The organism is Bradyrhizobium sp. Arg816 (assembly GCF_029989365.1).
Classification (GTDB): Bacteria; Pseudomonadota; Alphaproteobacteria; order Rhizobiales; family Xanthobacteraceae; genus Bradyrhizobium.
Genome location: NZ_JAPRAQ010000005.1, coordinates 324,740 through 336,928 on the forward strand (window position 1 = coordinate 324,740; position 12,189 = coordinate 336,928).

10 protein-coding genes and 1 pseudogene are annotated in these 12,189 nt (G+C 58.5%); 3 read left to right on the forward strand and 8 right to left on the reverse strand.

Annotated elements, in window-relative coordinates; all coding sequences use genetic code 11:
* Positions 1-342 precede the first annotated feature (342 nt).
* The 3 genes from hemC to OWC48_RS15545 form a co-directional block, all read right to left on the reverse strand.
* Positions 343-1,278: a hydroxymethylbilane synthase gene (hemC, locus tag OWC48_RS15535; RefSeq protein WP_282520771.1), complete on the reverse strand. Its 936-nt coding sequence runs from the start codon at positions 1,276-1,278 to the stop codon at positions 343-345.
* A 117-nt stretch (positions 1,279-1,395) separates the two neighbouring features.
* Positions 1,396-1,809, reverse strand: coding sequence for a hypothetical protein (locus OWC48_RS15540; RefSeq protein ID WP_282520772.1), 414 nt, complete (start codon positions 1,807-1,809; stop codon positions 1,396-1,398).
* 870 nt (positions 1,810-2,679) lie between these two features.
* Positions 2,680-2,841: a hypothetical protein gene (locus OWC48_RS15545; RefSeq protein WP_282520773.1), complete on the reverse strand. Its 162-nt coding sequence runs from the start codon at positions 2,839-2,841 to the stop codon at positions 2,680-2,682.
* A 913-nt stretch (positions 2,842-3,754) separates the two neighbouring features.
* Between OWC48_RS15545 and OWC48_RS15550 the strand changes: the two genes are divergently transcribed.
* Positions 3,755-4,789: an IS110 family transposase gene (locus tag OWC48_RS15550; RefSeq protein ID WP_282520774.1), complete on the forward strand. Its 1,035-nt coding sequence runs from the start codon at positions 3,755-3,757 to the stop codon at positions 4,787-4,789.
* A gap of 489 nt (positions 4,790-5,278) precedes the next feature.
* Here the strand turns inward: OWC48_RS15550 and OWC48_RS15555 are convergent, their stop codons facing one another.
* Together OWC48_RS15555 and OWC48_RS15560 are read right to left on the reverse strand one after the other, a co-directional pair.
* Positions 5,279-5,467 carry a hypothetical protein gene (locus OWC48_RS15555; protein ID WP_282520775.1) on the reverse strand — a complete coding sequence of 63 codons (189 nt, stop codon included), beginning with the start codon at positions 5,465-5,467 and terminating at the stop codon, positions 5,279-5,281.
* Positions 5,468-5,726: 259 nt separating this feature from the next.
* Positions 5,727-6,581 (reverse strand): SDR family NAD(P)-dependent oxidoreductase, encoded by an 855-nt coding sequence (locus OWC48_RS15560; protein WP_282520776.1) that lies wholly within the window; start codon positions 6,579-6,581, stop codon positions 5,727-5,729.
* An 856-nt stretch (positions 6,582-7,437) separates the two neighbouring features.
* Between OWC48_RS15560 and OWC48_RS15565 the strand changes: the two genes are divergently transcribed.
* Positions 7,438-7,782 carry a hypothetical protein gene (locus OWC48_RS15565; RefSeq protein WP_404979770.1) on the forward strand — a complete coding sequence of 115 codons (345 nt, stop codon included), beginning with the start codon at positions 7,438-7,440 and terminating at the stop codon, positions 7,780-7,782.
* Between the two features lie 1,037 nt (positions 7,783-8,819).
* Positions 8,820-9,221, forward strand: a complete 402-nt coding sequence (locus tag OWC48_RS15570; RefSeq protein ID WP_282520777.1) for a hypothetical protein — start codon at positions 8,820-8,822, stop codon at positions 9,219-9,221.
* A gap of 288 nt (positions 9,222-9,509) precedes the next feature.
* On the opposite strand, the gene OWC48_RS15575 is transcribed toward OWC48_RS15570, so the two are convergent.
* From OWC48_RS15575 to OWC48_RS15585, 3 genes and pseudogenes are all read right to left on the reverse strand, one after another.
* The gene (locus OWC48_RS15575; RefSeq protein ID WP_282520778.1) at positions 9,510-10,526 is read right to left on the reverse strand and encodes an AraC family transcriptional regulator; all 1,017 of its coding nucleotides are present in this window, start codon (positions 10,524-10,526) and stop codon (positions 9,510-9,512) included.
* Between the two features lie 389 nt (positions 10,527-10,915).
* Positions 10,916-11,209: pseudogene (locus OWC48_RS15580) on the reverse strand ((2Fe-2S)-binding protein); the annotation flags it as partial.
* Between the two features lie 292 nt (positions 11,210-11,501).
* The gene (locus OWC48_RS15585; RefSeq protein WP_282520886.1) at positions 11,502-11,957 is read right to left on the reverse strand and encodes a DUF3788 domain-containing protein; all 456 of its coding nucleotides are present in this window, start codon (positions 11,955-11,957) and stop codon (positions 11,502-11,504) included.
* Positions 11,958-12,189: the final 232 nt, after the last annotated feature.

Here is a 12,189-nt window from a genome sequence, read left to right on the forward strand (position 1 = left end):
CACTGGCATAAGCATTCGCGGCGATTTGCCGAAATTTGGATGTTTCGCTCGCACTCTGCTCCTTGTCGCATATCAATTTGCCCTTATCGGAGGCAGACGACACTCCTAGGTGCCTGGCGCCTGGCACTCCGCTCTCTTCGCAGTGATTCTCGCGGTCGGTGCTTTTCGGTCCGAGGCCGGCCGCCTCCTCGCAGGCCTTGTAGGCAACGGCGGGCGTTGAGTCGGATGGGATAGGTTTCGGGCTTTACGACTGGCTTTGCTGAAGTCGCATGAAGCGTTCTGGCGGTTTGCCGGCTGTGCTGGCGTCCCGAGAACATAAAGTCGTCATGCCGGGTAGCGAATTCAGGTTGGCCGTTGCTCTTCCACTGTACGGAGCGCAGCCTTCAACAACTCATCTGCACCTTGCTGGAGAAGTTTGTGCCCGAGACTTCTGCCTATTGCGTCGGCTTGATTAGCCAGACCCACGCTTTCATCGGCAATCTTCGTTTGGCCATCCGGATGAGTCACCTGTCCGCGAAGTGTTAAGGTCCCAGCGAGCCATGTGGCAGAGACCCCGACCGGTAGGCTGCAGCCAGCATCGAGACTTCTCATCAATGCGCGCTCTGCATCGACTTCGATGCGCGATTTCCGGTCTTCAATCTTTTGAAGCAGCGCAACGAGTGCGGTATCCTCTTCGCGAGCTTCGGCCGCGAGAGCCCCTTGGCCGACTGCATACGGGAAAACATGGGGGTCCAAAAGTTGTGAGGCCTCATGTAGCAATCCTAGCCGGGACAACCCCGCTGCCGCCAACAGAGTCGCGTCTATTCCCTCTCGGGTTTTTGCCTTGCGCAACCTTGGAGAAACGTTCCCTCGGATAGATCGAATATCCAAACCACTGCATAGAGAGAGAAGTTGAGCTTTGCGACGAATTGATCCAGTGGCAACGCGCAGCCCCGGGCGTAGCTGATCTAGTGTAGCGCCACAAATCGCGTCGCGAGGATCCTCTCTTTTGGGAACGGCCGCCAATACCAAGCCGGGCTGCAATTTTGTCGGAAGATCTTTGAGGGAATGAACGACCAGGTCAACTTCGTTGCGCAGAAGAGTGTCTTCGCTCTCCTTCGTGAATGCTCCGATTGCGCCAATCTGCTGAAACACCGACCGTCGATCTTTATCGCCAACGGAACTAACGAAGACTATTCGTACCTCGGCAGCCGGCTCGACGCTACGAATCAGGCCGGCGACGTGATTGGCTTGCCAGCGGGCCAAATCACTTCGCCTGGTACCGAGCCGAATTTCCACGATAAAACTCCTTGCTTCTTGAGTAGTTGAACGACTTCTAGTGCTGCGCAAGTAGCGATAAAGCTGCGCCTGCTAGTTTGACCCGACAAAACAGCACCGCCACGATGCAGCTGAGGGTCACGAGCCCAGACCACTCACCACCAGCACGTTGCCAAGTATTGGTCCGGAAAGGCGATGATCGCCGGGGCCATCAGCCGTCGCGGCGCAGTGCAGAGATAGCCAGGCGCCGAGAGAATCCAGGCGGTCATCGTATGGGTTATCGTCGCCCCCGGTTTCTTGGCGCGGATCTTCGCAATGTCGGCAGGCGTCACTCAACGGTCCGTGGTTGCGCCATGAGGTGCGCTCGCGATTGATGATATTGGCGATCTGCCGATCAGAGAGTTTGTCAGCGAACGGCGGCCTCTCGACCTTGTATTTCGGGCCGTTGATCGCCTTGCCACTTAGCCAGCGCAGCATGGCAATGATGTGTTCGGCAGGGTGAGTGGCATTAGCGACCTGATCGCCGGCAAGCAGCGGAAATGTGCCAGGCACACCTCTGTCCTGAACACCGTGACGGCGGCGTACTTATCGGCAAATAGCGTGATCCTTCCGCGGCATCAAATGTCTGCGCCTGAGCCACTACCGGCGGGGCCTGTGCCGGCGGCGCTGCCTGCTGCTGCAGTGGCTCGTCGGCGCGCGGTGACGACATCAACCGCACTGATCCGGGCACCACGATTGCCTCACGAGGAGCGCTTGTGCTCGATGATGATATCGGCGATCTGCTGATCGGGCAATTGATCGGCGAACGCTGGCATTTGCGCTTCATATCGGGCCTGGCCTCCTGGCCTCTCGATCCAGCGCTACGAAGCATTCCGCTCGCCGCAGAGCTCTGGGCATCTCACCAATTACACCGTAGGGGAACTCGCACCTGATGATGTATGGCTTCGTCACCTTCGTCATCTGGATGGGGTCTATGCACTGGTACCGCGCGCCGCGATGCAGGATGACCTTGCTACGCCGGAGAGGGAAATCACCTCTCGCCATAGAGTCGATAGACGGTCGTTATCGCCGCCCCCTGCTTGGCGCCGTCTCGGGGATTGCCACCAGCCGCAGCTGCAGAGATCCCCGTTGCTGTCCTTGGACCAATCGAGGTTGCGCGTGCCGGCGGCGCCGCCGTCCTTGACCATGACGCCGCTCCTAGGAGGATTTGGCGGGCGCACGGTGGCGACCGGGTGCCGGACCGAGTAAGAGAGGGCGAGACATCGAGCTGCGTCGCCTTTGGCCCCAAAGCTGCTGATCGACTTGCTCGGCATTCAGGTCGGCTGTTGAAGGAACACCGGACCCTACTTGCCCAGCCAGGACCGAGAGTGCCCTCGAAGGACGCCGCGGATCTAGAAGAAAACTGGACCAGTGCGGTCGCCACTAACTACCGCCGTACTGATCTTGATCGTAGGCCTGCAGGATCCGGACAAAATCGGCCATGCTGGATCGATCCCGGTTTTCGGCCATAGCCGCAACCTGAGTGTTGGACGCGGGCTGGCTCCCTTGCCAAAACCGCACGAGGAGATAGGCGATGTTTTTCATAGCATACTCTCCGCGGCTAACTATTGCGATAGACACCGGAGCGGCAACGGATGGCCCGATCAGGGGGAAAGCCAGCGGGCGCTACGCCGCCGATCTTGTCCTGCAACTGCCTGCTCGTGGGCCAGTTCCGTTGCTTTTCGCTGCATTCAGCAGGTAGCACTGAGCACCTGATTGACGCCATTGCGCGCGGGTATGATGTGATCGTACTGAGGTAGGCTCGGGCTAGTGAAACGGTATAAGTCAACGAGACATCGGCTTAATCCCAAGGCATTTCCAGCTGGCATCGATATCCCTGCGAGGTTGCTCGGCCGCGCAGACGAGGTGATTGAAATAGGGTTGCCGACTCCGGCGATAGCCCATCAGCGTAGTGGTGACTCCTCTGATTGAGGTCCGCTGAGCGGGGGACTAGTGGACAAAAATGCTCACCCTGAGTTCGTCCCATTTTGACAAGTCGAGCAGATATAGTTGCTGTAGCGCGCAACATATCATCGGGGTCAGAGCGCACCGAGCGTCTGAAGGCGCTCGTGCGAAGAGCGCGTTGCCGAGACCCTCAGGTCACGGCGACTTCGAACGATTTTGCACCGACACGGCCCAAAATTGTCGGCGATCTGGATCCCATCTCTATGGCGATCCCGGGGAAGCTCGGCATCGCCGACACCAGACGCAGTCGGCGTTGCTTGTGCAAGTATTCGCCTGGTGATGTCTCTGTCTAGATAGGCCTGTATCTGACACGAAGGCTATTCACGACGATTGCAGCATTCCCGGCGAGTTGAAAAGTAACATGGAGTCTGACTAGATGCCGTAATGGGCCCTGCTCGGAGCAAGGGTCATGGATGGTGGCTGTCCCCCGATAGATGATGAAACGGGGTCACGACTTGAGTCGGCCCCAAGCATCTAGAGACGGAGGACAGCCGTGGAGTATTATGCCGGAATCGACGTGTCATTGGAACTGTCGAGCGTGTGCGTTGTGGATGCCCAGGGTAAGATCCTGAAGGAAGCGAAGGTCGCGAGCGAACCCGACGCCTTGGTTGAGTTTTTTGAGACGCTCGGCTTTGCAATGAAGCGGATCGGGCTTGAGGCTGGGCCGCTGTCACAATGGCTGTATGCGGGCCTGAAAGGCGCAGGATTCGAGACAGTCCTGCTTGAGACGCGACATGTGAAGGCCGCATTGTCTGCAATGACGGTGAAGACGGATCGCAAGGATGCCCGCGGGATCGCCCAATTGATCCGGATGGGATGGTTCCGGCCGGTACATGCCAAGTCGGTCGGCGCGCAAGAGATCCGAGCACTCCTGGCCGCACGTAAACAGCTTCTCGGACGACTTATCGATGTGGAATTAAGTATCCGAGGGATTTTGCGCGGCTTCGGGCTTAAGGTCGGCCCGGTGACGCGAAGAAATTTCGAAGCGCGAATCCGAGAGTTGGTTTCGGGGCAAGCGACATTGGAGCGCATTACCGGTGCGATGCTTTCGGCACGGTCGGCCTTGAAGGCAGAGTACGGACGGCTGCACAAGGCTGTGCTGGCAATTGTGCGTGACGATGCAGTCTGTCACCGGCTTATGACAGTGCCGGGCGTCGGTCCTCTGGTGGCTGTTACCTACAAATCGGCGATTGATGATCCTCATCGCATTACAAAGTCAAAGGCAGCAGGCGCGCTGTTCGGGCTCACGCCAAAAAAATATCAATCGGGAGAAAAGGACGTCACGGGCGGAATCACGCTGGCTGGCGACGAAACGGTGCGTACGGTGTTGTATGAAGCCGCCAACGTGCTGCTGTCGCGCATCACGCGGTTCTCAAAAATCAAACGCTGGGGGATGGACGTCGCCAAACGGCGAGGCTCGAAGCGCGCAAAAGTCGCCCTGGCACGTAAGCTCGCAGTGATGCTGCATCGGATTTGGGTCGACGGCACAACTTACCGATGGGCTGAAGCCGGGCCGATCGCGGCCTAGAACAGCAGGAGGAGATCAAGAACGCAACCGGGCTGAACTGAAGTCCGGTGCCCGAAGTCCCGTCGCCGGGACGGTGGATCCGGTGAAGCCGTTACACGGCCAGTGGCCGTCATCCGACGAACCACGCGTATCTAGATAGGCTCACCGCTCCCTCTGACAGCATGATGTGGCGACCAGGCGTTGACCACGGACAGAAGCATGAGCTCGGCGGCGTGGCGTTCACTCGGGAGGCTTGACACCATCGGGCCCATTACAGAAGGTCGCGTACTCATTAAGCGGCGCCCGATGTCCGCTCAAACCCCAACAGCGGCGGAAAAGCGGACGTCGTCCGAGGTCGCTGAAGGCCAGAAGGTGACTAATCAAGCGGTGCGCCAAGGCCGCCCGGCAGTATGACCGTGATAACGTTCTGTCCTTCCTCGGGGTGCCGCGAGATGTGTCCTTTCCCGTGCGTGTCCTCGACGAGAACAGCTTTTCCGGCCGGAAGGCGTCTCACCTCTCCATCGCTTGTTTCAAATTCACGTGGCCATCGAGCCATATTGCGAGGAGTCGATCCGGCGGCGTGTGAAAGCCCGCTTCGCGCACACCGGCGGGGACATGAGCAAAACGGATGCGTGACGCTGGGTAGTAAGCCGAAAGTTCAAACGGCGCTTCGTTAGGAAACGCCGGCGTCATCGTCATCGCGATGTCGACCTCTCCAAAATGGGACTCCCCGTCAGGCGTTGCATATATGCGCAGGCACCTCATTCCCTGCCTCCTATCATTCCATCCAGCTTTAAGTATGATGGCCTCTGCGTGTCCAATGCAATGTCGGTCGGTCAAAGGCTGACCTCGACAGCTGGCATGATCTTCGTCGCTTCATCCTCCGGAAACAGTCCTCCACGGCGCTCCGCGCTCAGATCGGTGGCGGGCCACAAGCGGCTGTGAGCAGATGCGAGAGCTAGCGTCGCGGCGTTCGTCCGCGTATGCGGTCGAAGCCCTGCTTGATCGCTGCGAAGCGCTCATCGATGAACGGTTCGTGCTCAGTATCGGTGAAAATATAGGGCCAGTCGTTTTCGATGGCCTCGCGAACCAGTTCGCCCACATAGAGCGGATCAATGCCGTTGTTGATCCGTTCCAGCAATGCCTTGATGAACTCGGCGCGGGGTCCCTCTGTCGGCGGAGGGTTGCCGACAGCCCCAGCAAATCGCTGCGGCACGTTGCGCCGAGAGTTCATTATCTGCGTGCGGATGACGCCCGGACACAGAACGGATACCCCAATCTTCCTCGGCGCGAGCACGTTACGCATCCCCTCGGACAGCGCCACCACTCCATATTTGCTAACATCGTACGCCAGACTTGGGCCCGCTATCAGTCCGGCGACGGACGCCGTCGAAACAATCTGCCCTCCTTCGCCGTGCGCTTCGATCAGCGGACGGAAAATCTCGAAGCCCCAGATCACCGACATCAGGTTGACGCCGAGGACCCAATTCCAGCCTGCATCAGTCCACTCACCATAGGTGCCGCCGCCACCCACGCCCGCATTGCTGACCAATATGTGGATTCTGCCATACCGCGCGACGGTCGCGTCCGCCGCCGCCTGAAGTTCGCCTTTGAGCGAGACGTCAGCTTTCACGCCATCGACATCGACGTTGGTCCGTGTCTTCAGGTCCGCGACCGCCGTTTTCAGCGCCTCATCCTCGATATCGCAGAGCATGACCTTCACCCCCGCCTGTGACAGCGCGGTCGCGATCCCCAGTCCAATCCCCGAGGCAGCGCCTGTCACGAATGCGGTCTGTCCGGCCAGGTCTCTCATGCGCTTTCCACCTTGCTTTCACTCAAAATTCGCCCGCCAGGCTGCGCAGCAGAGTGCCGCGATGAACGCGCGTCGTCCGATGTACCGCGCCCCCGCGCAAAGCCTAGAAATGACCGATCGCTAGTTCAAACTAGCACATTGGAAATCGGCTGGATAACGAGGAATAACGAGGGACAGGGTCGGTTTTCGAATGACGGGTCAGCAATCAAACCTGCGCTTTTGACCCGATGTGGAAGTGTGGCTTTAGGTGCGAGCGCCATAAACCTTTCGTATCGTTCCGTGGCCCCTTTAGATGTCCGACGGTTACCTACGTTCAATTGAGCCGTCGATCCCGGTCGTCTTGTATGCGTTTGGAAAGCGCAAAGCCCGTGAAGTGCTACAGTACAAAAGACGACGATCGAGGAAAGTGAGCATCTTACCAAGAGGAGACTCCAATGCCGGGCTGCTCCGAAAGTCTTAAATCTGGCAGAGCCGCGCGATGCGCAGTTTGTGATGTCAAGTTTGGTCTCATCCGGCACTACTCGTGGCGAACGCCTCTTTGTTCCAAGAAGTGCGTCGATCGCTTCAGGTCTCGTAGGAAAGGCGACCGCGATTGGGTGGGCTGGCTCCAGATCGCCTTCAATCAGCCGTCCGAAAACCGCGCGAGGGATTCATGACATTGCAGATTTCACGACGAAGAAAGCAATATCTTGAAACGGCACAGACTTTGCTCCGCGCTGCGCGAACCATGGCGGACTCGGCGATTGCGTATCAGCTCAAGGCCCTTGCCGACGACCACCTGCGGCGAGCTGAGAAAGCTTCGCATGTTGATGCGGATTTCCTGACTGCAGAGAGAGAATCCGAGATTTGGTGTAAGATGAGTAATCACATGTGGCATGCAACGCTTGTTGTACTCGCTGTCATGGCACTCGGCCGCGCCCACGCCCACGATTATCAGCACCCTGAGTTGAACGGTTGGTATGAGAGCTTGCGCAGCGGCAAAGGGCCCTGCTGCGATGGCAGCGATGCGAAGCGCGTTGATGACGCCGATTGGAAAACTAAGGATGGTCACTATCGCGTACGCGTTGATGGTGAGTGGGTTGATGTTCCGAACGACGCTGTCGTGGATGGACCGAACCGCGCTGGCCGCACGATGGTCTGGCCTTACAACCTAAATGGTCACCCGAAGGCGCGCTGCTTTATGCCGGGCAGCATGGGCTGATCGCGAGCGCAGGTCGATCAGTAGTTGTTGCGGCCTACTAGCTCCCAACTTGTCGCGCCTCATCAAGCCCGTCTCTGGAAATGCCATGCAAGAGAAGTACGGCCGGTCCGGCGCCACCTTCGCGCACGAAAATCCCTCCACGTTTGCTCTCTAGTAAGCGGGTGCTGAAGCCCGTGATGTTAACAGTGTCGTCCATAGGGGGCAAAAACGGCGATGACGGGTCATCGGTTCCGTGGTGCAAAGCTCGCGCTGCAGCTAAAATATCAATGAGTTATAGCATGTTCGTTGCGTTGGGCGGCGCGGCTTCCCTTGGTCAGATCGCAACTTGAATCGAATATCGTATCGATGGTTGCGCCTCCATGATTTGAACCTGCGGCGGTACCATCGGTCGAGGGCAGGGAGGAAGGGGCGGTCTTCTGTTTTGTCATTGGTTGGGTGACACTGTCTCCAGCTTGACATTGGCTGCTGGAACTAGCTCAAACTTGCTCATGGTGGATTGGGCCGATTCATACGCACGCCCAGAAGCCGAGTTGCCCAACGCGCCGGACTGCAGAAGGATCCTTGCCCAATCGAGTAACCGGTCGAACCACGGCCTTCCTTGCCACCGGAGATGACTTCAGATCGTACATCAGTTCGCGCGTCTCCCGAGCCAATCGTAAGCGTCGGGGGAGAGCATGCGGCGCATGCGTTCACTGCGGCAGGTTCAAAAACCACCCAAATGCGCTACGCATGAAGCGAACAATGCTGTCCTCCTAAGCCTTCCCTGACCTCGACAGCCGGACACTGAAGCACCGCCCTTGGACCGGCGGTCGACCCGCCAAACTAACCCGCTTCCATGGCGCGGCGGGTGGAATGGAAACGATAACGACCCGGCATTTCTAATGGTTGGCGTGCCGGCGTACCCTTACTGCTCGTCTAACCGGGTTGGCCCGTGACGGAGTGCTTGCCGGCACAGGATGGCGTATCGCCCTCTTGGGTGGATGCACTTTCCACAGTCGCAAGGACCCGCTCGAGTGAACCAAGCAGAGGGGTCTCCGATGCCGTTTCGCTTCGTCACCAAGTCTATGCACGCCTACTTGATCGACTATCCTGTCGCGATCGCCTTGATCGCAGCGCCGTTCGTGCTGAAGCTCGGTCAGAGCGGACCGGCAGCCATGTGGCTTTCGGTTGTCGCCGGTGTGGCCGCGCTGCTCTTGGCCGCGCTGACCGACCATCCCACCGGGCTCGTCCGTATCATTCCCTACTGGCTGCACCTTTGGGTCGATCGCGCCGTCGGCGTAGTCTTTATCATCGCACCTTTTGCCTTTAAATTCGCCGGGCTCGACGCCTGGTACTACTGGGTTCTCGCTGCGGCTGTCCTGCTCACGACGTCAGTCCTGAACGCGCCTGAGGAGCCAGTCGCGATGCGTCCGGAATTGGGCAGGCGCGCAGCTGGTTGAAAGCGGCGATGGCGTCGTCGAGGGGCGAGACGTCGCCGATGCTCGTCTGCAGCCGTCCGTCACGAACCCGCGCGCTTGGGGCTGGGGCCGGGAGCATTCTTGATAGCGCCGATGGTGGAGGGCTAAATACGGCGCAAGCCTTCGCCGGATCGGGCAGCTGATATTTAAGGGGCTTAAGATGAATTACGGGCTGAGAAGCACCTGAGTCTGAGCGCTGCTCTGCATGACGCAAAGCGGAAGGCGCCGTGGTGGGCGGCCCCCTTCTTGCTTTGGGATCGCACCTTGTTCTCAATTAACCTTCTGGGCTTTGCCATCCTTGGCTATCCGCCGATAGTCACTCGGATCTCGATTGTACGCCTTTCGAAAAGCTCGCACAAAACTTGAACGGCTTTCGTACCCCGCATTAAGAGCAACGACGTCGATCGACATCGTCGTTGTCGTCAGATCGATCGCAGCCTGGCGCATTCTCAAGTCTCGCAGGATGGCCATCGGGGGTTGTCCAAAGATGTCCGAGAAACGCGCCATGATCGCCGAACGGCTCAACCCTGCACTGTGCGCCAAACTCTGAACGGAATGGGCGGCTCCCGGCCGCGCCACCATATCTGCAAAAGCACGCGTGACCTGCCTATCGGCAAGTATCGAAAATCGTTCAGTCCACCGCTGGGATGACTTGAGGGACCGTCGTACCAACGAGACAATGATCTGCTTGAGCAGAGACGCGGTCATGGCTCCAACGCCGACCTCTTGCTGCAGCAACTCGTCCATAGCCTCGCGAAGCTTCAGATCGATCCTGTCGGCCGGCTCGAATTGCTCGATCACCGGCTCGCGGAGTTCTCCGAACAGCCTCACAGACTGACCAAAGGATGCGTTGAAAAAGCCGCATATCTGGACGATTTCGGGCGGCTCGTTCGGCACTGCGACGCGGAGGATGCCGTCTTCACGAGTCCAGCAGTCTCTCGAAATGAGCTTCGGTGGGCCACTTCCGCCGTCGACCTCGATCATGAACGGAGTGTTTGGCGGCACGATGATGAGCAAATGAGGGCTCAACGGTATCGTCGGTCCGCCGTTGATCGATATGCGCCCCACGCCGCTTAAGTTGTAGTGGATCCCGGGTACGTCAATCGTCCCAAATTCGACTCGATGGCCGTGCGGCACCAAAATCTCAGTCAACGCGATGACATCGATGTCGAGCGCATGCATCAAGTTGTTGAGGTCTGTTGTAGACAATTTGACAGTGCCGCCCGCGGGCGGCGAAACGTTCTGCCCGACGAGAACCTGCTTTGGAACCGGCTTCGAAGTGGGCATGACTGTGGTGGCCTTTACTGCCGGCTACCGGCACCGATAGTGCTCCGAACCTGTTCTCCAAGGATCAGCGGGGGCGTCGCCATGCTCGTTCGTACCACTAAACCTCGTCTCTCGCCATTAGACGAAATTGGGACCCGCGAAGAACGCGAACGTTCCCATAGTCATTATGCTCCGGGGCCTTTAGTTCCCGACCGTCATCCTATCCGCGCTACGACGCGCGGGATGACGGGCAACGACTAAGACGACGACTTCAGCGAATTTATTTGTATCGATCGGCAGGCTGCGCACACGGCTGCCGGTTGCGGCGAAGATAGCATTGGTTACTGCAGCACTGACAATGGCTGTCGGAGCTTCACCAACGCCACAGCCTCGAGCCCCTTCTTCGCCGCACACTGCACCACCTCCAGCTCTAGCCACGCCTTCTGCAAGGCCGCGCCCTGCGGCGCCTGTCCGATCGCCTCGATCGTGGTGACCGCGCTGTCGCCGACTCTATCGATCGTTGTCTGGCACGAGCGCACCGCCTGGCCGTCGACATGCACGGTGCAGGCGCCGCACAGCGCCTGGCCGCAACCGAACTTGGTCCCGGTCATGCCGAGCACGTCACGCAGCACCCACAGCAACGGAATGTCGCCGTCGACATTGACCTCATGGAGTGATCCGTTGATCTTCAATGTGAAAGCCATAAATGCCTCTTGATCGCGTTGGGAGTGAGCGGTCAGCCAATCAACGTCACTCATGAAATCCGCGAAAGTGGTACGGATTGATCGCAGCACGAGGCGAAGCTTTCCAATAGCCGGCATGTATAGTTTCTATAGCAACGAGGAATGCAGCCAACGACGCTCCGCTGGGGCGCAAGGTGCTGCATTCTCCGTTGCCCTGCGAACTATATATTCTGGCTACTGGATAGCTTCGTCTTGCGCTTCCGAAAGTCTAGCGTTGTCGACTCGGTCGCGAAACTTAGGACTTCCGCGACATTCAACCGCGCGACGGTGGAGGGCGCTTCATAGTCAAAAGCTCCGTCACATCATGCCGATCATCTGCGGATGAGATCGCAACTGTTAGGAATTTCCCGTCCGGGTGTGATTTGGCTTCATCGTAAAGCTTGACCAACTGCGAGCGCCATACATAACGCCGCTCCTCAAATTTTTCTCGTTCCGCTCCCCCCAAGACCACGACGGCCGAAAACCGCTTGTATTCGGGCAGGAAGGTGCAGAACGCCTTTGTCTTCTTGTAGCGCAGGGACCAGCCGCGCTTCTTGCCGCCATAGAGCCATTCCGGCGCGAAAACACCGGGGTAGAATTCCTCAATCCAGTTCTGCAGGCGGGCCCAATTCTTGAACGCACCCGGTCCGATCCAGTCGCGGACAGTGCTGTCATCGGGCAAAGCTGACTTGTCGGTGATCCTGTCGCCGACCTGGGGGGACTGTTCCATGCCGATTTCCTTCCACGACGACTTAGCGGCCCGACCTTGAGCTTGCGCGAAAGGTGTGTCGCCATGTTCCTGAGGGTTGAATCTGTGTTGTGCCTGATATTTCTTCCGTCGCAGAATCGGACGCTCTGTCACGGACCTCTCTCCGCCATTGGGGCATCGGCGAGTTGCCGTCAAAGCGGAAATCTGGCGCGCGGATTTGCGGGCACGTATTCTGGACTTCTGGTCCATCCTT

Bases quoted from the DNA above. Each gene is read 5' to 3' on its own strand.
- OWC48_RS15545 (WP_282520773.1), bottom strand. From the start codon at position 2,841: ATGAAAAACATCGCCTATCTCCTCGTGCGGTTTTGGCAAGGGAGCCAG.
- OWC48_RS15555 (WP_282520775.1), bottom strand. From the start codon at position 5,467: ATGACGATGACGCCGGCGTTTCCTAACGAAGCGCCGTTTGAACTTTCG.
- OWC48_RS15560 (WP_282520776.1), bottom strand. From the start codon at position 6,581: ATGAGAGACCTGGCCGGACAGACCGCATTCGTGACAGGCGCTGCCTCG.
- OWC48_RS15565 (WP_404979770.1), top strand. From the start codon at position 7,438: ATGAGTAATCACATGTGGCATGCAACGCTTGTTGTACTCGCTGTCATG.
- OWC48_RS15570 (WP_282520777.1), top strand. From the start codon at position 8,820: ATGCCGTTTCGCTTCGTCACCAAGTCTATGCACGCCTACTTGATCGAC.
- OWC48_RS15575 (WP_282520778.1), bottom strand. From the start codon at position 10,526: ATGCCCACTTCGAAGCCGGTTCCAAAGCAGGTTCTCGTCGGGCAGAAC.
- OWC48_RS15585 (WP_282520886.1), bottom strand. From the start codon at position 11,957: ATGGAACAGTCCCCCCAGGTCGGCGACAGGATCACCGACAAGTCAGCT.